The 23410-nt window shown below is 57.4% G+C and carries 20 protein-coding genes; 15 read left to right on the plus strand and 5 right to left on the minus strand.

What is annotated here, in order from left to right; genetic code table 11:
- Nucleotides 1-17 precede the first annotated feature (17 nt).
- From glyQ to JMN22_RS00460, 4 genes are all read left to right on the plus strand, one after another.
- Nucleotides 18-971 (plus strand): glycine--tRNA ligase subunit alpha, encoded by a 954-nt coding sequence (glyQ, locus tag JMN22_RS00445; protein ID WP_003177094.1) that lies wholly within the window; start codon nt 18-20, stop codon nt 969-971.
- The gene (gene glyS, locus JMN22_RS00450) at nt 968-3022 is read left to right on the plus strand and encodes a glycine--tRNA ligase subunit beta (RefSeq protein ID WP_198796134.1); all 2055 of its coding nucleotides are present in this window, start codon (nt 968-970) and stop codon (nt 3020-3022) included. Before glyQ ends, glyS begins: the two co-directional genes overlap by 4 nt.
- A 3-nt stretch (nt 3023-3025) precedes the next feature.
- On the plus strand, nt 3026-3559 hold the full coding sequence (gmhB, locus tag JMN22_RS00455; RefSeq protein ID WP_198796135.1) for a D-glycero-beta-D-manno-heptose 1,7-bisphosphate 7-phosphatase: 534 nt from the start codon (nt 3026-3028) through the stop codon (nt 3557-3559).
- A 79-nt stretch (nt 3560-3638) separates the two neighbouring features.
- Nucleotides 3639-4418, plus strand: coding sequence for a lysophospholipid acyltransferase family protein (locus JMN22_RS00460; RefSeq protein WP_198796226.1), 780 nt, complete (start codon nt 3639-3641; stop codon nt 4416-4418).
- Nucleotides 4419-4589: 171 nt separating this feature from the next.
- Here the strand turns inward: JMN22_RS00460 and JMN22_RS00465 are convergent, their stop codons facing one another.
- Nucleotides 4590-6104 (minus strand): PAS domain-containing sensor histidine kinase, encoded by a 1515-nt coding sequence (locus JMN22_RS00465; RefSeq protein WP_198796136.1) that lies wholly within the window; start codon nt 6102-6104, stop codon nt 4590-4592.
- Nucleotides 6105-6339: 235 nt separating this feature from the next.
- Between JMN22_RS00465 and JMN22_RS00470 the strand changes: the two genes are divergently transcribed.
- The 5 genes from JMN22_RS00470 (at nt 6340) to JMN22_RS00490 (ending at nt 9500) form a co-directional block, all read left to right on the plus strand.
- Nucleotides 6340-7074 (plus strand): response regulator transcription factor, encoded by a 735-nt coding sequence (locus JMN22_RS00470; RefSeq protein ID WP_030139019.1) that lies wholly within the window; start codon nt 6340-6342, stop codon nt 7072-7074.
- Nucleotides 7075-7304: 230 nt separating this feature from the next.
- Nucleotides 7305-7526 (plus strand): hypothetical protein, encoded by a 222-nt coding sequence (locus JMN22_RS00475; RefSeq protein WP_198796137.1) that lies wholly within the window; start codon nt 7305-7307, stop codon nt 7524-7526.
- 90 nt (nt 7527-7616) lie between these two features.
- Nucleotides 7617-7925 (plus strand): hypothetical protein, encoded by a 309-nt coding sequence (locus JMN22_RS00480; protein WP_198796138.1) that lies wholly within the window; start codon nt 7617-7619, stop codon nt 7923-7925.
- Nucleotides 7926-8042: 117 nt separating this feature from the next.
- Nucleotides 8043-8768 (plus strand): hypothetical protein, encoded by a 726-nt coding sequence (locus JMN22_RS00485; protein ID WP_236010278.1) that lies wholly within the window; start codon nt 8043-8045, stop codon nt 8766-8768.
- 324 nt (nt 8769-9092) lie between these two features.
- A complete protein-coding gene (locus tag JMN22_RS00490) occupies nt 9093-9500 on the plus strand; it encodes a hypothetical protein (RefSeq protein WP_236010280.1) in 408 nt (135 codons plus the stop codon).
- Nucleotides 9501-10115: 615 nt separating this feature from the next.
- On the opposite strand, the gene gyrB is transcribed toward JMN22_RS00490, so the two are convergent.
- The 4 genes from gyrB to dnaA are packed head-to-tail and all read right to left on the minus strand — an operon-like array spanning nt 10116 to nt 16323.
- Complete coding sequence (gene gyrB, locus JMN22_RS00495; RefSeq protein ID WP_030139021.1) at nt 10116-12533, minus strand: DNA topoisomerase (ATP-hydrolyzing) subunit B; 2418 nt, start codon at nt 12531-12533, stop codon at nt 10116-10118.
- Between the two features lie 5 nt (nt 12534-12538).
- A complete protein-coding gene (gene recF, locus JMN22_RS00500; RefSeq protein WP_030139022.1) occupies nt 12539-13642 on the minus strand; it encodes a DNA replication/repair protein RecF in 1104 nt (367 codons plus the stop codon).
- 8 nt (nt 13643-13650) lie between these two features.
- The gene (gene dnaN / locus JMN22_RS00505) at nt 13651-14754 is read right to left on the minus strand and encodes a DNA polymerase III subunit beta (protein WP_003196145.1); all 1104 of its coding nucleotides are present in this window, start codon (nt 14752-14754) and stop codon (nt 13651-13653) included.
- 39 nt (nt 14755-14793) lie between these two features.
- The gene (gene dnaA, locus JMN22_RS00510; protein WP_030139023.1) at nt 14794-16323 is read right to left on the minus strand and encodes a chromosomal replication initiator protein DnaA; all 1530 of its coding nucleotides are present in this window, start codon (nt 16321-16323) and stop codon (nt 14794-14796) included.
- 566 nt (nt 16324-16889) lie between these two features.
- Between dnaA and rpmH the strand changes: the two genes are divergently transcribed.
- The 6 genes from rpmH (at nt 16890) to mnmG (ending at nt 23405) form a co-directional block, all read left to right on the plus strand.
- Entirely contained in the window at nt 16890-17024 is a 135-nt protein-coding gene (rpmH, locus tag JMN22_RS00515) for a 50S ribosomal protein L34 (protein WP_003213577.1), read from the plus strand.
- 16 nt (nt 17025-17040) lie between these two features.
- Nucleotides 17041-17442: a ribonuclease P protein component gene (gene rnpA / locus JMN22_RS00520; RefSeq protein WP_030139024.1), complete on the plus strand. Its 402-nt coding sequence runs from the start codon at nt 17041-17043 to the stop codon at nt 17440-17442.
- On the plus strand, nt 17435-17680 hold the full coding sequence (yidD, locus tag JMN22_RS00525; protein WP_010465488.1) for a membrane protein insertion efficiency factor YidD: 246 nt from the start codon (nt 17435-17437) through the stop codon (nt 17678-17680). The genes rnpA and yidD overlap by 8 nt, the downstream gene beginning before the upstream one ends.
- Nucleotides 17681-17682: 2 nt before the next feature.
- Nucleotides 17683-19365 carry a membrane protein insertase YidC gene (yidC, locus tag JMN22_RS00530; RefSeq protein WP_030139025.1) on the plus strand — a complete coding sequence of 561 codons (1683 nt, stop codon included), beginning with the start codon at nt 17683-17685 and terminating at the stop codon, nt 19363-19365.
- 79 nt (nt 19366-19444) lie between these two features.
- Nucleotides 19445-20815 carry a tRNA uridine-5-carboxymethylaminomethyl(34) synthesis GTPase MnmE gene (gene mnmE, locus JMN22_RS00535; protein ID WP_030139026.1) on the plus strand — a complete coding sequence of 457 codons (1371 nt, stop codon included), beginning with the start codon at nt 19445-19447 and terminating at the stop codon, nt 20813-20815.
- A gap of 691 nt (nt 20816-21506) precedes the next feature.
- Nucleotides 21507-23405 (plus strand): tRNA uridine-5-carboxymethylaminomethyl(34) synthesis enzyme MnmG, encoded by a 1899-nt coding sequence (gene mnmG / locus JMN22_RS00540; protein WP_030139027.1) that lies wholly within the window; start codon nt 21507-21509, stop codon nt 23403-23405.
- The last annotated feature ends 5 nt before the right edge of the window (nt 23406-23410 follow it).

Genomic DNA, 23410 nt, shown 5'->3' on the forward strand with positions numbered 1-23410 from the left:
AGAAACAGGTGAATTTCGTGAGCCAGCCTACGCCAGCCGTGCGTACCTTCCAAGACTTGATCCTCGCCCTCCAGCAATACTGGGCCGAGCAAGGTTGCGTGGTACTTCAGCCCTACGATATGGAAGTAGGCGCCGGCACTTTCCACACTGCCACGTTTCTGCGTGCCATCGGCCCGGAAACCTGGAACGCCGCTTATGTGCAGCCCAGCCGCCGCCCGACTGACGGCCGCTACGGCGAAAACCCGAACCGCCTGCAGCACTACTACCAGTTCCAGGTGGTTCTGAAGCCGAACCCGGAAAACTTCCAGGAACTGTACCTGGGCTCCCTCAAGCATGTCGGCCTCGACCCGCTCGTGCACGACATTCGTTTTGTCGAAGACAACTGGGAATCGCCAACCCTGGGCGCCTGGGGCCTGGGCTGGGAAGTCTGGCTCAACGGCATGGAAGTGACCCAGTTCACCTACTTCCAGCAGGCGGGCGGCATCGAGTGCTACCCGGTCACCGGCGAGATCACCTATGGCCTGGAACGCCTGGCCATGTACCTGCAGGGCGTGGACTCGGTCTACGACCTGGTGTGGGCCGACGGCCCGTTCGGCAAAGTGACCTATGGCGACGTGTTCCACCAGAACGAAGTGGAGCAGTCGACCTACAACTTCGAACACGCCAACGTCGAGAAGCTGTTCGAACTGTTCGACTTCTATGAAAGCGAAGCCAAGCGCCTGATCGAACTGGACCAGCCGCTGCCGTTGCCGAGCTATGAAATGGTGTTGAAGGCGTCCCATACCTTCAACCTGCTGGATGCACGCCGGGCGATTTCCGTGACCGCGCGCCAGCAATACATCCTGCGTGTACGCACCCTGGCGCGCTCCGTTGCGCAAGCCTACCTGCTGGCCCGTGCCAAGCTGGGCTTCCCGATGGCGACCCCGGACCTGCGTGATGAAGTGTTGGCTAAGCTGGAGGCTGCACAATGAGTGCTCAAGATTTTCTGGTTGAACTGGGCACCGAAGAACTGCCACCCAAAGCCCTGAACACTCTGGCCGACGCGTTCCTGGCCGGTATCGACAAGGGCCTGCAAGCCGCCGGCCTGAGCTACGAAGCCAAACAGGTCTACGCCGCGCCGCGCCGCCTGGCCGTGCTGATCACCGCCCTGGCGACCCAACAGCCGGACCGCAGCATTAACCTCGATGGCCCGCCACGCCAGGCTGCGTTCGATGCCGACGGCAACCCGACCCAGGCCGCCCTGGGCTTCGCCAAGAAGTGTGGCGTGGACCTGAGCGAAATCGACCAGAGCGGTCCGAAGCTGCGCTACAGCCAGAGCATCAAGGGCAAGCCGACCGCCAGCCTGTTGCCGACCATCGTCGAAGACTCCCTCAATGACTTGCCGATCCCCAAGCGCATGCGCTGGGCGGCGCGCAAGGAAGAGTTCGTGCGTCCGACCCAATGGCTGGTGATGCTGCTCGGTGACCAGGTCATCGATTGCACGATCCTGGCCCAGACGGCCGGGCGTGATTCTCGCGGCCACCGCTTCCATCATCCGCAAAGCGTACGCATCACCTCGCCGGCCAACTACCTGGCCGACCTGCGTGCCGCCTACGTGCTGGCCGACGCCAACGAGCGCCGCGAGCTGATCAGCAAGCGAACCGAAGAGCTGGCCACCCTGCAGGAAGGCACCGCTATCGTGCCGGCCAACCTGCTGGACGAGGTGACCGCGCTGGTGGAATGGCCAGTGCCGCTGGTGTGCTCGTTCGAGGAACGTTTCCTTGAAGTGCCGCAGGAAGCGCTGATCACCACCATGCAGGACAACCAGAAGTACTTCTGCCTGCTGGACGCCGAAGGCAAGTTGCTGCCGCGCTTCATCACGGTCGCCAACATCGAAAGCAAGGACCCGCAGCAGATCATCGCCGGTAACGAAAAAGTCGTTCGCCCGCGCCTGACCGATGCCGAGTTCTTCTTCAAGCAAGACAAGAAACAGCCCCTGGAAAGCTTCAACGAGCGCCTGCGCAACGTGGTGTTCCAGGAGAAACTCGGCAGCGTCTACGACAAGGCCGAGCGCGTTTCGAAACTGGCGGCGTTCATCGCCCCACGCATCGGCGGCGATGCCCAGCGCGCAGCCCGTGCCGGCATCCTGTCCAAGTGCGACCTGTCGACCGAGATGGTCGGTGAGTTCCCGGAGATGCAAGGCGTCGCCGGTTACTACTACGCCCTCAACGATGGCGAGCCGCAAGACGTGGCCCTGGCCCTGAACGAGCAGTACATGCCCCGCGGTGCCGGCGCTGAACTGCCCACCACCCTGACCGGTGCGGCCGTGGCGATCGCCGACAAGCTCGACACCTTGGTCGGCATCTTCGGCATCGGCATGCTGCCCACCGGCAGCAAGGACCCGTATGCCTTGCGTCGCGCGGCGCTGGGTGTGTTGCGGATCCTAATCGACAAGCAATTGGACCTGGACCTGAACGACGCCGTGGCCTTCGCCGTCAATGCGTTCGGCAGCAAGGTCAAGGCTGCCGGCCTGGCCGATGCAGTGTTGGAGTTCATCTTCGACCGCCTGCGTGCGCGTTATGAAGACGAAGGCGTCGACGTTGCGACCTACTTGTCGGTGCGTGCCCTGAAACCGGGTTCGGCCCTGGACTTCGACCAGCGCGTACAAGCGGTGCAAGCATTCCGCAAATTGCCGGAAGCGGCAGCACTGGCGGCGGTGAACAAGCGGGTTTCGAACCTGCTGGGCAAGGCCGAAGGCAACATCGCGGCCACCGTCGAAGCCAAGTACTTCGACAATGCCAACGAGTTCTCCCTGTACTCGGCGATCCAGCAGGCGGACCAGGCGGTCCAGCCAATGGCGGCGGCGCGTCAGTACAGCGAAACCCTGGCGCGCCTGGCGGCGTTGCGTGAGCCGGTGGATGCGTTTTTCGAAGCGGTGATGGTCAACGCTGAAGATGCCAACGTTCGGGCCAACCGCTATGCACTGCTGGCGCGCCTGCGTGGGTTGTTCCTCGGTGTTGCCGATATTTCGCTGCTGGGGTAAATCTTGAAACTGCTGATTCTCGATCGGGATGGGGTGATCAATCACGACTCCGACGCTTACATCAAATCGGTGGAGGAGTGGTTGCCGATACCCGGTTCCATCGAGGCCATCGCGCAGTTGAGCAAGGCCGGCTGGACGGTGGCGGTGGCCACCAACCAGTCGGGCATTGCACGCGGTTACTATGAACTCGCCGTCCTCGATGCCATGCATCAGCGCTTGCGCGACCTGGTGGCAGAGCAGGGCGGGGAGGTCGGCTTGATCGTCTATTGCCCGCACGGGCCGGACGAGGGTTGCGATTGCCGCAAACCCAAGCCAGGCATGTTGAAAACCATCGCCGCTCATTACGGCATCGCGCTGTCGGGTGTGTGGTTTGTCGGCGACAGTCTCGGTGACCTGGAGGCGGCCAAGGCCGTCGATTGTCAGCCAGTTTTGGTAAAGACCGGGAAAGGCGAGAAGACTCTGGGCAAGACCCTACCGGTGGGCACCATGATTTTTGACGACCTGGCGGCGATTGCCGCTGAACTTATCCACAATTAGAGCTCCCAGACATCCTGATCAAGGATCGTTCGGGAAGCGCTTAAGCAGGCGGGCCTTGCCCGCAATGGTAAACGCCGCTATGTCGATACTGCAGGCCATCAGAACCTTTCTCTTTTACCTGCTGTTGGGCACCAGCTCCTTGCTGTGGTGCACCTTGAGTTTTTTTGTCGCGCCATTCATGTCGTTCAAGACGCGCTACCGCTTCATCAACGTTTACTGGTGCCGCTGCGCCTTGTGGTTAAGCAAGGTATTCCTGGGTATCAGTTACGAAGTGAAGGGTGCCGAGAACGTGCCTGACCGGCCCTGTGTCATCCAGTCCAACCACCAAAGCACTTGGGAAACATTCTTTCTCTCCGCCTACTTCGAGCCGTTGAGCCAGGTGCTCAAGCGTGAACTGTTGTTCGTGCCGTTCTTCGGCTGGGCCATGGCGATGCTGCGTCCGATTGCCATTGATCGCGACAATCCCAAGGTTGCACTCAAGCAGGTCGCGCAAAAAGGCGACGTGCTGCTCAAGGACAACGTTTGGGTGCTGATCTTTCCTGAGGGTACTCGTGTGCCTTATGGGACGATCGGCAAGTTTTCCCGCAGCGGTTCCGCATTGGCGGTAAACGCGTCCCTGCCGGTGCTGCCGATTGCACACAATGCGGGCAAATTCTGGCCAAAGGCTGGCTGGATCAGAAAACCGGGTGTCATCACAGTGGTTATCGGCCAACCCATGTACGCAGAGGGTACTGGGCCCCGCGCCATCGCTGAGCTCAACGATCGCGTACAGGCTTGGAATGAGCAGACGCAAAGGGAACTGGGTTCGCTTCCGCCAGCGCCTGCCGCACCCGCAGCACCGGACCAGCTCGCTGTTTGAGAACTGTGGATAACCTGTGTACCGTTTTATCCGATTTCGTTGCTTTTATTTTTTAACTCTTTGTTTTTAAAGCATATTTCTTAAGCACATAAAACAGCTAAAAAGGTGCATAAGTTTTTATACCCGCCAAATCGCAGCTTCGCCATTCCGTCGAAGACTGCGATTTTTCGCTCAGCTCAACAGTTGAAACCGCAAGCTGAACGTCGTTCCTTTCCCAACCTCACTATGACATCCGATCTGGCCATCATGACGATCCACGACCGCCTTGACCATGGACAGTCCAAGGCCGATGCCGTCTACGCCGTGGGCGGAGGAGAAGCGTCGATACTGGCTGAACAACTCCGGCAGTTCCTCAGCGCCAATGCCTTTGCCCTGGTCGACGACGTCGCACATCAACCATCCCTCCACGCAGCGAACGTTTAGCGAAACGCGCGTTTCGCGCGGGCTGTATTTGATTGCGTTCTCCAGCAAGTTGAATATCGCGCGGGTCAGCAGCGGCTGATCGGCGCTGACCATGGCTTCGTCATCTTCCAGTTCGTGTTCCAGCTGGATTTTTTTTGCCCGGGCAAGGGGCAATGCCTGATCGATCACGTCCAGGACCAGCATGGCAAACAAGGTCGGTCGGAATTGGTAGGCCTCTGACTCCGCCTTCGCCAGTTGCACGAAACCGTCGGTTAGATCCAACGCACGGCGCACCTGGTGCTCTATCTGATCGAACAATGGATTGTCCGCGCCAGCCTCATGTCGCTGCACGTCGAGCAGCGCGAGTATCGCCGAATGTGGCGCGCGCAGGTCATGCGACAAAAACCGGAGCATCACGCCGCGCTGTTCTTCTGCCTCGCGCTCGGCACTCAGGTCAGTCAGGCTCAGCAACCAGCCAATGGGCACGTCACCCTCGACCGGCAGCAGTGCCGCACGTTCGAGGCGCAGGCTGCGCTCTCGGATATCGCGAAACTCAGTCAACGGCAAGGTAGACAGGCGATGCACAGGGCTGTGGTCCAGTGGCGGATACCCCAGGCGGGCCAGTTCCTCGATCACGTCACCGCCTACCAAGGTGTGGCCGAACAACTCACGGGCCTTGCGGTTGCCAAGCAGTATCTTGCCTTGCGGATCACTGATCATGGTGGCCACCGGCAGGTACTCCAAGCCATCGGCGATAAAACGACGGGTATCACGCGTCCGGCCCATGGCTTGTTCCAGTGCCATGATTTGCCCCTGCAAACGGTCACTTCCGGTATAGGAGGCTCGGCGCCGCTCGGGGAATACTTTCGGCTCGGCATCCAGCCGGGCCAACTCCCAACCGAAATAAGCCAACACCACGCTCAATCGTCGCCAGTTCCAGATCAGGTAGCCACAGAGCATTCCCATCAAGCTGGCCACCGGCGACCACCACCATCCCTGAGCGCCCAACAGTGCGCTGGTCAACAGGGCCACGCTCATGCCCCCTAGCGTGACCCCCAGTGCAAGGCGGGGGCGCAACAAGAGCAAACCGAGCACGGCTCCAACCAGACACATAGACAGCAATGCGGCTTCTGGTCCATTGGGGGCCGTTTGCGTGCTGAACGAAATCAGCGCCGTCAGCGGTAACAGAAGCAGGCTTATCCAAAACCACTCCCGCATCAATTGCCGAAACAATTGTTGTACCTGAGTCGGTTCACGGCTTTCACGGCGACGCGGATTGCTCATAAGGGCCCTGGCGGAACATGAGGAAGAAAATTGCCAACACTCGGTCTTGGAATGCAAGCCCGAGGACCGAGACTATAACGGACTCGATGGACGGCGTGCGGCTGCCTTTCCCTGCGCGTTGCGAGCCGGTATTGTCTCAGCCAGCGATGGGAGGATGGACGATTCAGCTATCGGGTTGGGCGTTCATGTCCGCCTGGAAGATGTCCGTTATTTTTCGAGTTCAAGGAATCGCGTCATGCGTATCGCCATACTGGATGACGAACCGGCCGAGCTGCGCCGGGTGGAACAGACACTGCAGCAAATCCCCGGCAGGGGCGAACAAGCCTGGACCCTGCACAGTTTCGAACGCACCGAAGACCTGCTGCGCCAACTGCGGCGTGAAACCTTCGACCTGTTGATCCTCGATTGGCAGTTGCCTGATATCAGCGGACTTGCCTTGCTGCGCTGGACGCGCGAGCACATGGACTCGCCGCCAGCCGCCATCATGCTCACCAGCCGCGACGGCGAGCACGACATCGTCCAGGCCCTCAACGCCGGTGCGGACGATTACGTCAGCAAACCGTTCCGCCCCAACGAACTCAAGGCCCGGGTCACCGCCGTGCTGCGCCGCCACAACTTGCAACGCACTCCGGCCAGCGAGGTGCTGGTGTTCAATGACCTGGAATTCGACGATGCCGAACTGACCGTCACCCGTGCCGGCATTCCCATCAGCCTCACCGAGCGGGAGTACCGCCTGGCCCGCTGCTTGTTCGCCAACCTGGGCCGGCCGCTGTCGCGTGAATATTTTTATGAGCGCTTCTGGACCCACGAGGAAATGACCTCGTCCCGTCCGCTCGACACCCATATCTATCGCCTGCGCAACAAGCTCGGGCTGACGGCGGATCGGGGTTGGCAGTTGCTGACGATCTATGGCTATGGGTATCGATTGGAGAGTGTGGCGGCGGGGAGTGAGGCGTCTGTCGCGAGTTAGGGAATAGCTCGGTATATCCGTGGCGAGGAGTTTCGTCCGGCTTTAGCTGGCTGGCGCTACAGTGCGAAGCGTTCGCGAGAAAAGCGGGGCCGCTACGCAGCCCATTGGGAGCAAGCTCCTTCGCCGCGGATTCCCACAATAAGCTTCGTGGGGCAGCAGGACGAGATAAGTAAATAGAGGAAGGCCAACGCACGAGCGTTGGCCTTTTTCGTTGGGGCAGCGTGAACCGGATGCATATCCTTAACCAGCAATTTGAAAGGATTGGCGAAAGCGAAAATTCTCGCTTCCAAAATGATGGGTTCCACGTGGAACAAGCAAATGCAGCCATGATTGCCGGGGCGACGTGGATGACATTATCAATATGGAATGGAATGATGCATCTACCTGCTCCAGAATCAATGCGCCATCCTGAATATATATACACGCTGTTGTTGCATACAGGTATTGATTAATGACAAGATATATTTGAGTGAATCGTCGGGTATGTACTAGGCGACAATCGATCTGACATATATGGGGTATGTGTGGAAAGTCTACCGAACATGCTTGGTATCGTACTGGGCGTGGCACCAGCATTTATAATCCTGGGTGCAGTGAAAGGCATGCAGCCGTGGCGCATTTGGACATTGATAGCTGGACTTGCCTTGGTCATACACGCAACACTGATGGTAGGGATCATGACTGATTTCGTATCTCTCTTTGAAGCTTTGCAGGTGCAAGGCAAATTGACCGGAGAAATAGCATCGAACGCCCAAAAGCATCTTGCCCTCTGGACCATTATGTTCCCGGCAATTGTCGGTGCTATCGGTGCAAACTATCTAACGGCTTGGTTTCAATCAAACAAACCATAAGCGTTCCTGCCAAACCCGTGGATTAGCGCTCACGAGTGCTTGGATAGCTATATCTAGGCACTACCTAATCAAGGGCCGAAGGCGTTTACAACATTATCGACGAATCCACGGAAGGAAATGGATATGCAAAAAATATCAGAGCCGGAATTCAACCCACGCCTTTACATTGAGAGCTATTATTCTGCGCTAGAGATTGATAAGGATAATAATCCCTTTCCACGCCTGATGGCTTGGGAGTTTCTCTATGAATATATATGGGGTAAGGAGCGTCCTTGGAGTTCGCTGACCGATTCGACCAACCTCGACACTACCGCATTGCACGTGGGATTCTATCTGGCCAATTGGGGAATGTTTCGAGGCCGCTCGGAGCTGCTGCGCAACAGCAATCTCGACCTGATGAAGGAACTGGTAATGCGTCTTTTCCAAGGCCGGGGTCCTGAGCTATTTGACCTTAGCGCTAAGGACTTCATACCGGGAGCACCCAACCTTGAGCACAATCAGGCTCTACTGGACGAGGTGGTTCAGATCTTTCACGACATGCCTGGAAACGTGTCTTGGACCGACACCTTGATCAGTAAAATTTTACTAGGCGTCTGGGGTGAGTTCCCTGCACTCGACCGCTACTACAAACTTGGTATACGGTCATTCTACCCGCACCGCGGCCTAACCGAAGTCAGTGGTCGCTCACTCACGTCGTTGATGGAACTGGTCAAGACGGAGAAATTCGACCTTCCAACCATCGAAACCAAGAACTTACGACTTGCCTACCCAAAAGGACGCTTGTTAGATATGGCTTTTTTTCAAGCTGGCCTCAGAGGTAAAGGACACGCTTTTACGCTATGAGAATGGCGTCAACGTTGGATCTCGTCTTATACGCCGCCCTTTTATCACTTCGATCTAAAAATAATAAAAGCGTTATTCTTCATAGTGAATGAGGGCCGGCAAAAATTTGCTCGGGTAGCGAGATGGCAAATATGACTTATCCATATTCAATTCCGTCAGATTTTAAGCTGAATCTAACCTTCCATTTGCAAGGGTGTATGAGCCGATGAACGATGCCATAAAGCGTTACATAAGCAAAAAGACTCAAGATATGATTATGATGCCTCCTCTGAAGCGCGAGGCTTTTCGTCTGATAATTTGTTGCGCGTTTGCATTTAACTCAACGTGATTCTTTATACCGGTATTGAAACCGACGGCACTGTCAAGGGGTGGGCAGAAGGGCCATTGCAATTATTAGCCTCGACGACGATGCTCCTGTTTATGATTAAATTTTTCTTACCCGTGCTTGGTTGGACGATACTCAAAGCGGTACTTCTGAGTGCTAATAATACTTTCAGCGGAATTCTTAGCTTTCTGGCAAATCAATTTACCGGAGCGATGTATTGCGCAGGCCTTGTTCTAGGTTCAATCACACTAAAGCAGTACCTATTATCCAAATCGTTGGATGCAGAAATGGCCACCTTGTCAGCCTTCATGTTCCTGGCAGGTTTCATTTACTTCTATCTGTTTCAATGCGCGATCCAAAAAAACCCATTGCCTGCTCTTCTTAACCAGCCGATGCGCCGCCGATAGATCGACACTCTAATCGCCGTATGTACCAATTGAACTGGCTCGTTACTCTTAGCCCTGCGGCCTGTACCTCTGGATTTCTATCGAGCGATCGCAACGTCACATTCCTTTTGATCGGCGATGGCTCTGCTAGCTCTGGCTCGCATGCGTGAAGGCGAGCCTTGGCCCGCCAGCAGGTAATCAAGCAGCCTTTTCGGCACCTTTTCATCTCGCAGCTAAAGTCTCGGTGACAGATAGAGACATTTTGGTCGCAGGTTGAATGACATCGTCGACGGACGGAAGGGTGATCCAGTGAAGCACGAGGCCGGCCAATATGCTTGAGATAGTGTTGATTGAAAATGCGGCGATCGTATTACGCATTTTGAAGCGTCCATTTATTTTAGGTGGACCTCTATTAAATGCGCACAGGCGGTGTGGCACCACCACCTACAGAAAATTTCGTCGCACCCCAGAATGAGAACTCACAATCGGGAACCCACAACCGGATGAGGAGTGCATCCGCGACGAGGATTGCTCCAGCGCGCCAACAAAAAGGCCAACCCGCGCGGGTTGGCCTGTTCCTGGCGCAAAGCAGCATATTGGGAAATACACCAGCTTTTCTGGGATCCTACAACCGGATCAGAAATCCAGGTTAGACACCGCCAACGCATTGCTTTCGATGAAGTCACGACGTGGCTCGACCGCATCACCCATGAGGGTGTTGAAGATCTGGTCCGCGCCAATGGCGTCTTCGATGGTGACTTTCAGCATGCGACGCGAGCCCGGGTCCATGGTGGTTTCCCACAGCTGATCCGGGTTCATCTCACCCAGCCCTTTGTATCGCTGGATAGTGTGGCGCTTGGTGCTTTCGGCCATCAGCCATTCAAGGGCTTCCTTGAACTCGGTTACCGATTTCTTGCGCTCGCCACGTTGGATGTACGCACCTTCGTCCAACAGCGTGCTCAATTGCGCGCCGAGGGAAACGACAGTCTTGTAGTCGTTGCTGCCGAAGAAGTCGCGGTTGAAAGTGACGTAGTTCGACAGGCCGTGGGAGATCAGTTCGACCTCCGGCAGCCAGACGTTACGTTCACGGTCTTCGCGCAGGCTGGCCTTGTAGACCAGGCCGGATTTTTCCACGGTGCGCAGGCGTACTTCGTACTGGGCCAGCCAATCCTGCATCGCAGCGTGATCGGATAATTGCTCCAGGCTGACGGCCGGCAGGTAGATGAAGTGCTCGGTCAGTTCCTGTGGGTACAGGCGCGACAGGCGCTTGAGGGTCTTCATCACCAGGCGGAAGTCATTCACCAGGCGCTCAAGGGCTTCACCGGAAATGCCAGGGGCATCTTCGTTCAGGTGCAGGCTCGCGTCTTCCAGGGCCGACTGCGTCATGTACTCTTCCATGGCGTCGTCGTCTTTGATGTATTGCTCTTGCTTGCCTTTCTTGACCTTGTACAGCGGCGGCTGGGCGATGTAGATGTAGCCGCGCTCGATCAGCTCCGGCAACTGACGGAAGAAGAACGTCAGCAGCAGGGTACGGATGTGCGAACCGTCGACGTCGGCGTCGGTCATGATGATGATGTTGTGATAGCGCAGCTTGTCGATGTTGTACTCTTCGCGACCGATACCACAGCCCAGCGCAGTGATGAGCGTGCCGACCTCCTGGGAGGAAATCATCTTGTCGAAGCGTGCTTTCTCGACGTTGAGGATCTTGCCCTTCAACGGCAGGATGGCCTGGGTGCGGCGGTTGCGGCCCTGCTTGGCGGAACCGCCAGCGGAGTCACCTTCCACGAGGTACAGCTCGGACAGGGCAGGGTCCTTTTCCTGGCAGTCGGCCAATTTGCCCGGCAAGCCAGCGATGTCCAGCGCGCCTTTGCGGCGGGTCATCTCACGAGCCTTGCGCGCGGCTTCACGGGCACGTGCGGCGTCGATCATCTTGCCGACCACTAGCTTGGCTTCGTTCGGGTTCTCCAGCAGGAAGTCGGAGAAGTACTTGCCCATTTCCTGTTCGACAGCGGTCTTCACTTCGGAAGACACCAGCTTGTCCTTGGTCTGGGAGCTGAACTTCGGATCCGGCACCTTCACCGAAATGATCGCGGTCAGGCCTTCACGGGCATCGTCACCGGTAGTGGCGACTTTGTGCTTCTTCGCCAGGCCTTCCTGTTCGATGTAGTTGTTCAAGTTACGGGTCAGCGCCGAACGGAAGCCCACCAGGTGGGTACCGCCATCACGCTGTGGAATGTTGTTGGTGAAGCACAACAGGTTCTCGTTGAAGCTGTCGTTCCACTGCAGGGCGATTTCCACGCCGATGCCGTCTTCACGCTGGACGTTGAAGTGGAACACTTGGTTGACCGGGGTCTTGTTGGTGTTCAGGTACTCAACGAACGCACGCAGGCCACCTTCGTATTTGAATAGCTCCTCCTTGCCGCTGCGCTCGTCCTTGAGGACGATGCCGACACCGGAGTTGAGGAAGGACAGTTCACGAATCCGCTTGGCCAGGATGTCCCAGCTGAAGTGGATGTTCTTGAAGGTTTCGCTCGAAGCCTTGAAGTGGATCTGCGTGCCGGTGGTCTCGCTGTCGCCGACAATCGCCATCGGTGCCTGAGGCACGCCGTGGACATAGGTCTGTTCCCAGATCTTGCCGCTGCGGCGAACCGTCAGAACCAGTTCCTCGGACAGCGCGTTCACCACCGAGACACCTACGCCGTGCAAGCCGCCGGATACCTTGTAGGAGTTGTCGTCGAACTTACCGCCAGCGTGGAGGACGGTCATGATGACCTCGGCGGCGGAAACACCTTCCTCTTTATGCACATCTACCGGGATACCACGGCCGTTGTCGCGAACGGTGATGGATTCGTCCGGGTGGATGATGATGCTGATATCGTCGCAATAACCGGCGAGGGCTTCGTCGATGGAGTTGTCGACCACCTCGAACACCATGTGGTGCAGGCCGCTACCATCGTCGGTGTCGCCAATGTACATACCGGGACGTTTGCGTACGGCATCCAGGCCTTTCAGCACTTTAATGCTCGTTGAGTCGTACGTATTTTCTTCGCTCAATGCCTTCACTCCCGATGGTCGTGGGTCTGGGTGATACGGCCCTGTTCCACGTGGAACAGAGCGACTGGCGTTTCCGTCTGCCAGCCTTCCCTCAATAATTCGTGGTCTACACAGGTAATGAATACCTGGCAGCGTAAGTCTTCCAGCAAGCGGCACAGCGCACGGCGGTGGGCCTCGTCCAGCTCGGACGGCAAGTCATCCACCAGATAAATACACTGACCGCGACGGGCCTGGCTGACCAGATGCCCTTGGGCGATACGCAAGGCGCACACCACCAACTTCTGCTGACCCCGGGACAAAATGTCCGCGGCGTTATGTGCGCCCAATCTAAGACGCAAGTCAGCGCGTTGTGGTCCAGCCTGGGTGTGTCCCATCTGCTGGTCCCGCTGCAACGAGCCAGCCAGCACGGCACTCAATTCCCGGTCCTTGTCCCAGCCTCGGTAATAGCTGAGCGTCAGTCCCTCAAGCTCAACCAGTTCGCTCAAGGTCTGCTCGAAGACCGGTTTCAAGGCTTTGATATAAGCGCGGCGGTATTCATCGATTTCAGCGCTGGCCTGGCACAGTTCCCTGTCCCAAACCGCTTGCGAAACGGCGTCAAGTGTACCATGTCGCAGCCAAGAGTTACGCTGGCGCAGCGCCTTCTGCAGACGTTGCCAAGTCGCCATGAAACGCGGTTCCACGTGGAACACGCCCCAATCCAGGAACTGCCGACGGATCTTCGGTGCGCCTTCCAATAGACGGAAGCTATCCGGATTTATCAGCTGCAACGGCAGAATCTCTGCTAGCTGCGCAGCACTGCGGGCGTTCTGCCCGTCGATGCGAATCTGGAACTCGCCTTGGCGATCCCGGGAAATCCCCAGGGCGCTGTGGCCACCTTCCGCCAGTTCCACCTGCCCGAACACCGTGCACGCCAGTTGATCGTACTGGATGACCGGTAAGAGGCGGGTGCTGCGAAACGAACGGGCAAGCCCTAGCAGGTGCACGGCTTCCAGAACGCTGGTTTTGCCGCTGCCGTTGGCGCCGTAAAGGATATTGATGCGGGGGGAAGGGGAGAAGGTCACCGGGTGCAGATTGCGCACCGCGGTGACCGAGACGCGACTTAAGGACATCTAGCTGGTTACAGACGCATCGGCATGACAACGTAAGCCGAATCGTCGTTATCGGACTCCTGCACCAGCGCACTGCTGTTGGAGTCGGACAGGATCAGACGCACTTGCTCGGTGGTCATCACGCCCAGCACGTCCAGCAGGTAGCTGACGTTGAAGCCGATTTCCAGGGAGCCGCCGTTGTATTCAACGCCGACTTCTTCTTCCGCTTCTTCCTGCTCCGGGTTGTTCGCCTGGATCTTCAACTGACCGTTGGCCAGTTGCAGACGGATGCCGCGGTACTTCTCGTTGGAGAGAATTGCGGTACGGCTGAAGGCTTCGCGCAGCGCTTGGCGATCGCCCAGCACCAGCTTGTCGCCACCTTTTGGCAATACGCGTTCGTAGTCTGGGAACTTGCCGTCCACCAGTTTCGACGTGAAGGTGAACTCGCCGGTGGTGGCGCGGATGTGGTGTTGGCCCAACACGATGCTGACATTGCCATCCGGCTCGGTCAGCAGGCGGGCCAGCTCCAGGATGCCTTTACGCGGCACGATCACCTGGTGGCGATCCGGTTGACCGATATCGGCCTGCATCGAGCACATGGCCAGGCGGTGACCGTCGGTGGCGACGGCGCGGATAACGCCGGCAGACACTTCCAGGAGCATGCCGTTGAGGTAGTAACGCACATCCTGCTGGGCCATGGCGAAACTGGTGCGTTCGATCAGGCGACGCAATTTGCTCTGGTCCAGGCTGCAGGTCAGCGAACCCGGGCCTTCTTCCACAGTCGGGAAGTCATTGGCGGGCAATGTGGACAGGGTGAAGCGGCTGCGCCCGGCCTTGACCACGAGCTTCTGTTCATCGACCTTGATGTCGATCAGCGCATCGTTGGGCAAGCTCTTGCAGATGTCCATCAGCTTGCGCGCCGGCACGGTGATGGAACCCGGATCGGCCGGCTCTTCAAGTTGCACACGACCGACCAGCTCGACTTCCAGGTCGGTACCGGTCAGCGACAATTGCTGGCCTTCGACAACCAGCAGCACGTTGGAAAGTACCGGCAAGGTCTGGCGGCGTTCGACGACGCCCGCGACCAGTTGCAGGGGTTTCAACAGGGCTTCGCGTTGAATGGTGAAATGCATGGTCTAGTCCCTTGCCTTAATAAGCTGCGCTGGTGGTCATCAAGTGGTCAGTGTACGCAGCAGGTTCTTGTAGTCCTCGCGGATGTCCGCGTCGGATTCCTTAAGTTCGTTGATCTTGCGGCAGGCGTGCAGCACGGTGGTGTGGTCGCGTCCACCAAACACATCGCCGATTTCCGGCAGGCTGTGGTTGGTCAGTTCCTTGGACAAGGCCATGGCCACTTGGCGCGGACGTGCCACCGAACGCGAACGGCGTTTGGATAGCAGGTCGGAAATCTTGATCTTGTAGTATTCAGCAACAGTACGCTGAATGTTATCCACAGATACCAGCTTGTCCTGCAGCGCCAACAAGTCCTTCAAGGACTCACGGATAAGCTCGATAGTGATATCGCGCCCCATGAAGTGCGAGTGAGCGATCACCCGCTTGAGGGCACCTTCAAGCTCACGCACGTTCGAGCGAATACGCTGTGCAATAAAGAAAGCGGCGTCATGAGGCAGTTCGACCTTGGCCTGGTCGGCCTTCTTCATCAGGATCGCGACACGGGTTTCCAGCTCCGGCGGCTCGACGGCAACCGTCAGGCCCCAACCGAAGCGTGACTTGAGGCGTTCCTCGAGGCCTTCGATCTCTTTCGGGTAGCGGTCACTGGTAAGAATGACCTGCTGCCCGCCCTCAAGCAAGGCGTTGAAGGTGTGGAAAAACTCTTCTTGGGAACGTTCCTTGCGAGCGAAGAATTGAATGTCATCGATCAACAAGGCGTCCACCGAACGGTAGAAACGCTTGAACTCGTTGATCGCGTTCAGTTGCAACGCCTTGACCATATCGGCCACGAAACGCTCGGAATGCAGGTACACAACCTTGGCATTCGGGTTCTTCTTTAATAGATGGTTGCCCACCGCATGCATCAAGTGGGTCTTACCCAGGCCGACGCCGCCATACAGGAACAGCGGGTTGTAGCCGTGCTTGGGGTTGTCCGCCACCTGCCAGGCCGCCGCGCGAGCCAACTGGTTGGATTTACCTTCGACGAAATTCTCGAAGGTAAATGTCCGGTTCAGGTAGCTGGTGTGCTTGAGAGCGCCTTCGACCTGGACAGTGCGCTGTTCGGCCCGCACCGGTGCCTGCTGGGAGCTGGCGCCGGCCATTGGGTCGAAGCTGTCCCGGGAGGGCTCTTCGCTGACTTCGGCAACCTTTTGCGCGTTGCGTTTGCTCGGGGCGGGCGTGGGCGCCGTGGCGGTATGGTTGTTGACCTGTGCCGGGGCTGCCTGCTGGGCCTGGGAAGCTGCGGCAGCAGCCAGCGGCGCGTTGGGCGCGGCGCGAGGTGCCGAGCTGCGCTTGCTGCCTATTAATAAGGACAACGCAGGCGCCATGCCATTGCCATGCTCGTCGAGCAGTTCCATGACTCGGCCCAGGTACTTTTCATTGACCCAGTCTAGGACGAAACGGTTTGGCGCATAGACGCGCAATTCGTCGCCTTCGGCTTCGACCTGTAGCGGACGGATCCAAGTGTTGAATTGTTGGGCAGGCAGCTCATCGCGCAAAAGCTCCACGCACTGCTGCCAAAGTTCCACTGACACGGACATCCCCTAAGTTGAAAGCCGGTGAGGCAAAAACAAGCGGCCATTGTAGCGATCAGTCGCTCACTTATCCACATGCAGCTTGTCGGTCGCCCATGATTTATCAATGCGTTAAGTGAACGAAAGACGACGGGCGGTCAGTGGATAAGCCTTGTGGATAACCATGCCTGAGGTCGTTGCACAAGTGAGGGGGCAACTCGGTGGATAAACCCTCTGTGGATAACTGGCCATTCCACCCACAGCTTATCCGACAGTGCAGCACAGGCTGGACACTGCTTTCCCGCGTAGTTGTCATTCTCTGTACATGGCGGATTACAAGGCCTCAACGCTGTTATCCACAGATAGGTGGCAGCCTTGCTTTTATAAGCTTTACAGAAAAGCTTTAAATAATTCCTTCTTTATTTTTATATCTAGCGCTGTCTGACGAATCAGCCGAAAGCACCTGGACATCTATTTAAAGGAAACGCTGGTTGGAAATTGACCTAGAGGCTTGCTTTCTCTAGAATCCCCGGTCTCTTAAAACGGGGGCCATTCCGGCCCGTTGTGGACGAACCAGGTAACACGACATGAAACGTACTTTCCAACCAAGCACTATCAAACGCGCTCGTACCCACGGTTTCCGTGCTCGCATGGCTACCAAGAACGGTCGTGCCGTCCTGTCGCGTCGTCGCGCCAAAGGTCGTGCGCGTCTGGCAGTTTGATAATCCGGCACTGGAGGTGAGTCAGGACTTCAGTCGGGAAAAGCGTCTGCTTACACCCCGGCATTTCAAGGCAGTCTTTGACTCCCCTACCGGCAAGGTTCCGGGGAAAAATCTCCTGCTCCTTGCGCGCAGCAACGATCTCGATCACCCCCGACTCGGGCTGGTTATCGGGAAAAAGAGCGTAAAGCTCTCCGTTCAGCGCAATCGCCTCAAACGTCTGATGCGCGAATCGTTTCGCCTGAACCAGGATTCACTGGTCGGTTGGGACATCGTTATCGTCGCGCGCAAAGGTTTGGGTGACGTAGAAAACCCCGAATTGATTCAGCATTTCGGCAAGCTCTGGAAGCGACTGGCCCGTAACAAGCCGGTACCAGCAGTCAACACCGAAACTGTAGGGGTAGACAGTCACGATGCGTAAACTGGCGCTCGTTCCGATCCAGTTTTATCGCTACGCCATTAGTCCTTTGATGGCCAGTCACTGTCGTTTCTACCCCAGTTGTTCCTGCTACGCGTACGAAGCCATAGAAAATCATGGCCTCCTGCGCGGTGGCTGGCTGACCTTTCGTCGTTTAGGTCGCTGTCATCCGTGGAATCCCGGCGGTTATGACCCGGTTCCGCCTATCCCTACCTCCCGTTCTTCTTCGATGGCCGAGTAATCATGGATATCAAACGCACGATCCTGATCGTCGCCCTGGCAATCGTGTCCTACGTCATGGTCCTTAAATGGAACCAGGACTATGGCCAGGCTGCCCTGCCGACTCAGAATGTTGCAGCCAGCAATACCGCACCGAGCCTGCCGGATGCTCCAGTTGGCAACAACGCTGCCAGCAATGACGACATCCCACGTGCGGCAAGCGATACCAGCGCTCCTGCCGAAGCCCCAGTGGCCGTAAGCAAAGATCTCATCCAGATCAAGACGGACGTGCTCGAGCTGGCAATCGATCCACAAGGTGGTGACGTCGCCCAGCTGAAGCTGCCGCTGTACCCACGTCGCCAGGATCATCCGGAAATCCCGTTCCAGTTGTTCGACAACGGTAACGAGCGCACCTATCTGGCCCAAAGTGGCCTGATCGGTACCAACGGTCCGGATTCGAACCCGGCCGGTCGCCCGATCTACTCTGCCGAGAAGAAGACTTATCAACTGGCTGATGGTCAGGACCAACTGGTCGTGGACCTGAAGTTCAGCAAGGATGGCGTCAACTACATCAAGCGTTTCACAGTGAAACGTGGCATGTACGACGTAACCGTCTCTTACCTGATCGACAACCAGAGCGCCCAGCCTTGGTCCGGTGCGATGTTCGCGCAACTCAAGCGTGACGCCAGCGACGATCCTTCTTCCAGCACCGCCACCGGCACCGCGACTTACCTGGGCGCTGCCCTGTGGACAAGTTCGGAACCGTACAAAAAAGTGTCCATGAAGGACATGGACAAGGCTCAGCTGAAGGAAACCGTCCAAGGTGGCTGGGTTGCCTGGCTGCAGCACTATTTTGTAACAGCCTGGATCCCGCAGAAAGGCGACAGCAACGTCGTCCAGACACGTAAAGACAGCAAAGGCAACTTCATCATCGGTTACACCGGTCCGACATTGACTGCCGCCCCCGGTGCAAAAGCCGAAACGAGCGCCGTTCTGTATGCCGGTCCAAAAAGCCAAGCCGTGCTGAAAGAGCTGTCCCCAGGCCTGGAACTGACCGTTGACTATGGCTTCCTGTGGTTCATTGCACAGCCGATTTTCTGGCTGCTGCAACATATCCACAGCATCGTGGGTAACTGGGGTTGGTCGATCATTTTCCTGACCATGCTGATCAAGGGGATCTTCTTCCCGTTGTCGGCCGCCAGCTACAAGTCGATGGCGCGCATGCGTGCAGTGGCACCGAAACTGGCCGCTCTGAAAGAACAACATGGCGATGACCGGCAGAAAATGTCCCAGGCCATGATGGAGCTGTACAAGAAAGAGAAGATCAACCCGCTGGGTGGTTGCTTGCCGATTCTTGTACAGATGCCGGTTTTCCTCGCGCTTTACTGGGTTCTGCTGGAAAGTGTGGAGATGCGCCAGGCGCCGTTCATGCTGTGGATTACCGACCTGTCGATCAAGGATCCGTTCTTCATCCTGCCGATCATCATGGGCGCGACCATGTTCATCCAGCAGCAGCTGAACCCAACGCCTCCGGATCCGATGCAGGCGAAGGTCATGAAAATGATGCCAATCATCTTCACCTTCTTCTTCCTGTGGTTCCCGGCAGGTCTTGTGCTGTACTGGGTTGTGAACAACGTGTTGTCCATCACTCAGCAGTGGTACATCACGCGTAAGATCGAAGCGGCGACGAAAAAAGCCGAGGCGTAACTTGCTCTGTGGATAACCACACAAAACGCCCCCTAGTGGGGCGTTTTGCTATCTGCCACTTTTGTCTGGATACCGGTTTATGAGCACTCCGCGTGAAACCATCGCCGCTGTTGCCACCGCCCAAGGTCGCGGGGGGGTCGGCATCGTCCGTATTTCCGGGCCGTTGGCCAGTGTCGCGGCCCAGGCTATCAGCGGCCGCGTACTCAAACCGCGGTTCGCTCACTACGGGCCGTTCTTCGATGCGCAGCAGCAGGTGCTTGATGAAGGGCTCGCCTTGTATTTTCCAGGGCCCAACTCATTTACCGGTGAGGATGTGTTGGAGTTGCAGGGGCACGGCGGCCCAGTCGTCCTGGACATGCTGCTCAAGCGTTGCCTTGAACTGGGTTGCCGCCTGGCGCGACCGGGGGAGTTCAGCGAACGGGCGTTTCTGAATGACAAACTCGATTTGGCCCAAGCTGAGGCGATTGCCGATTTGATTGAAGCGAGCTCTGCGCAAGCGGCACGTAATGCGTTGCGCTCGTTGCAAGGGGCGTTTTCACAGCGTGTGCATAACCTCACGGAGCAACTGATCGGCCTGCGCATCTACGTCGAGGCAGCAATCGATTTCCCGGAAGAGGAAATCGACTTCCTCGCCGATGGCCACGTATTGAGCATGCTCGATAAGGTGCGCGAGGAGTTATCCACAGTATTGCGCGAAGCAGGGCAGGGCGCATTGTTGCGCGATGGGATGACCGTGGTGATTGCCGGCAGGCCGAATGCCGGCAAATCCAGCCTGCTTAACGCGCTGGCCGGGCGCGAGGCAGCGATCGTCACGGAAATCGCCGGCACTACTCGCGACATCCTGCGTGAACATATCCACATCGACGGCATGCCGCTGCACGTTGTGGACACCGCCGGTTTGCGCGACACCGAGGACCAGGTGGAAAAAATCGGCGTCGAGCGCGCTCTCAAGGCCATCAGCGAAGCCGACCGAGTGTTGCTGGTGGTGGATGCCACCGCGCCGGAAGCGGACGATCCCTTTGCCTTGTGGCCGGAATTCCTCGAGGTCCGCCCGGATCCGGCGAAAGTCACTCTGATTCGCAACAAGGCCGACCTGACCGGGGAAGCGATTGCCCTGGATGTCAGCGACGACGGCCACGTGACCATCAGCCTGAGCGCAAGGTCGGCGGGCGAGGGGCTGGAATTGCTGCGTGAGCATCTCAAGGCCTGCATGGGTTATGAACAGACTTCGGAGAGCAGCTTCAGCGCCCGCCGCAGGCACCTTGAGGCATTACGCCACGCCAGCGCGGCCCTGGAACACGGTCGTGCACAGTTGACCTTGGCGGGGGCCGGAGAACTGCTGGCCGAAGATCTTCGCCAAGCTCAGCATTTCCTCGGCGAAATTACCGGCGCCTTCAGCTCTGATGATTTGCTGGGACGGATCTTCTCCAGCTTCTGCATCGGTAAATAACCCCACCGGACTGACGACGAACCCGTGGCGAGGGAGCTTGTGCTCCCGCTCGGCTGCGAAGCAGTCGTAAACCGGCGGGTGCGGTGTGTCAGGTACTCCGCATTCGGCGGGTTTTGGGGCCGCTTCGCGACCCAGCGGGAGCAAGCTCCCTCGCCACAGGCCTATCGAGCGCAACACAAACCCGCTACCTCCTCTCTTTTTTGAACGGATTGCCCAAATGGTGGCGTGCCTGCGGGCGCTTCGGCGACCCCTTGTCGGCTGTTTCTGTGGATTAAGCTCTGTGAATAACTTCCATTGAGGTCGGTTGATAAACCACCTTCAAATCTGAAGATAACTGCCTCTGTGGATAACCACCTCATTAATCCACAGGCTTACACCGGTTATCCAAGCCCCTCAATGGCACATGACCACAGGGTTTTGAATCTCTGTACACGTTGAAAATAAAGGCCTTCGGAATGTTATCCACAGATAAGGTGCTCAGTAAGAATAAACATAAAAACAAAGATTTTATAAATTTCTTTCTTTTTTATTTTTTTAACCGCGAGTTCTCCACAGCTGGTTAAATTTTGTGCAAAGGGTTCTTTAGAAAGGGCGAAGTCCCTATACTTGCCGACCTGGCTCAAAAAACACCCAGGACCAGACTCAAAACCTATTTCCGAATTACCTGAATAAAGCAGGCACGAGGTGCGTGGTGGATTTCCCTTCCCGTTTTGAAGTGATCGTCATCGGCGGCGGTCATGCCGGTACCGAGGCAGCACTTGCATCAGCACGTATGGGGGCCAAAACCCTGTTGCTGACGCATAACGTGGAAACCCTCGGTGCCATGAGCTGCAACCCTGCCATTGGTGGGATCGGCAAAAGCCATCTGGTCAAGGAAATCGATGCCCTTGGCGGTGCGATGGCCATGGCCACGGATAAAGGCGGCATCCAGTTTCGTGTGTTGAACAGCCGCAAAGGTCCGGCCGTGCGCGCTACCCGCGCACAGGCTGACCGAGTGCTGTACAAGGCCGCGGTCCGCGAGATCCTGGAAAACCAACCGAACCTGTGGATATTTCAACAGGCGGCCGATGACCTGATCGTCGAACAGGACCAGGTGCGCGGTGTGGTCACGCAAATGGGCCTGCGTTTCTTCGCCGATTCCGTGGTGTTGACCACAGGGACCTTCCTCGGTGGACTTATCCACATCGGTTTGCAGAATTTTTCCGGCGGGCGCGCCGGGGATCCGCCGTCGATTGCTCTCGCTCACCGTCTGCGTGAGTTGCCATTGCGTGTCGGGCGCCTGAAAACCGGTACGCCACCTCGCATCGACGGCAAGTCCGTGGATTTCTCGGTGATGACCGAGCAGCCTGGCGATACTCCGATCCCGGTGATGTCGTTCATGGGCAACAAGGAACAGCATCCACGGCAAGTCAGTTGCTGGATCACCCATACCAACGCACGCACCCACGAAATCATCGCGGCGAACCTCGATCGTTCGCCGATGTATTCCGCTGCCGGTGAAATCGAAGGTGTCGGCCCGCGCTATTGCCCGTCGATCGAAGACAAGATCCATCGCTTTGCCGACAAGGAAAGCCATCAGGTGTTTATCGAACCGGAAGGTTTGACCACCCATGAGCTATATCCGAACGGGATATCCACAAGCCTGCCGTTCGATGTGCAACTGCAAATCGTGCAGTCGATCCGTGGCATGGAGAACGCGCACATCATGCGTCCGGGTTACGCGATCGAGTACGACTACTTCGATCCGCGAGATCTGAAGTACAGCCTGGAAACCAAGGCCATTGGCGGCCTGTTCTTCGCCGGGCAGATCAACGGCACCACCGGTTACGAAGAAGCCGGCGCCCAAGGCCTGTTGGCCGGTGCCAACGCGGCACTGCGTGCCCAGGGCAAAGACAGCTGGTGTCCGCGTCGCGATGAGGCGTACATCGGTGTGTTGGTGGATGATCTGATTACCCTGGGTACCCAGGAACCGTATCGGATGTTCACGTCCCGTGCCGAATACCGCCTGATCCTGCGTGAAGACAACGCCGACTTGCGCCTGACCGAGAAAGGTCGCGAGTTGGGTCTGGTGGATGACGTGCGCTGGGCTGCGTTCTGCAAGAAACGCGAAAATATCGAACTGGAAGAGCAACGCCTGAAAAGCACCTGGGTTCGTCCGGGTACCGAGCAGGGCGATGCCATTGCGGCGAAATTCGGCACGCCGCTGACCCACGAATATAACCTGCTCAACCTGTTGAGCCGGCCGGAAATCGATTACGTCGGGCTGGTGGAAGTGACCGGCCAGGGAGCGGATGATCCGCAAGTGGCCGAACAGGTCGAGATCAAGACCAAATACGCCGGTTACATCGACCGCCAGCAGGATGAAATCGCCCGCCTGCGTGCCAGCGAAGACACCAAGCTGCCTGTGGATATCGATTACACCGGCATTTCCGGGTTGTCGAAAGAAATCCAGAGCAAGCTCGGCGCAACGCGTCCAGAAACCCTGGGCCAGGCATCGCGCATCCCCGGTGTAACCCCGGCAGCGATTTCGCTGTTGATGATTCATTTGAAAAAACGCGGCGCGGGCCGCCAGTTGGAGCAAAGCGCTTGAGTTCG

This window comes from Pseudomonas sp. HB05 (assembly GCF_016756915.1).
In the GTDB taxonomy this organism is placed as follows: Bacteria; Pseudomonadota; Gammaproteobacteria; order Pseudomonadales; family Pseudomonadaceae; genus Aquipseudomonas; species Aquipseudomonas alvandae.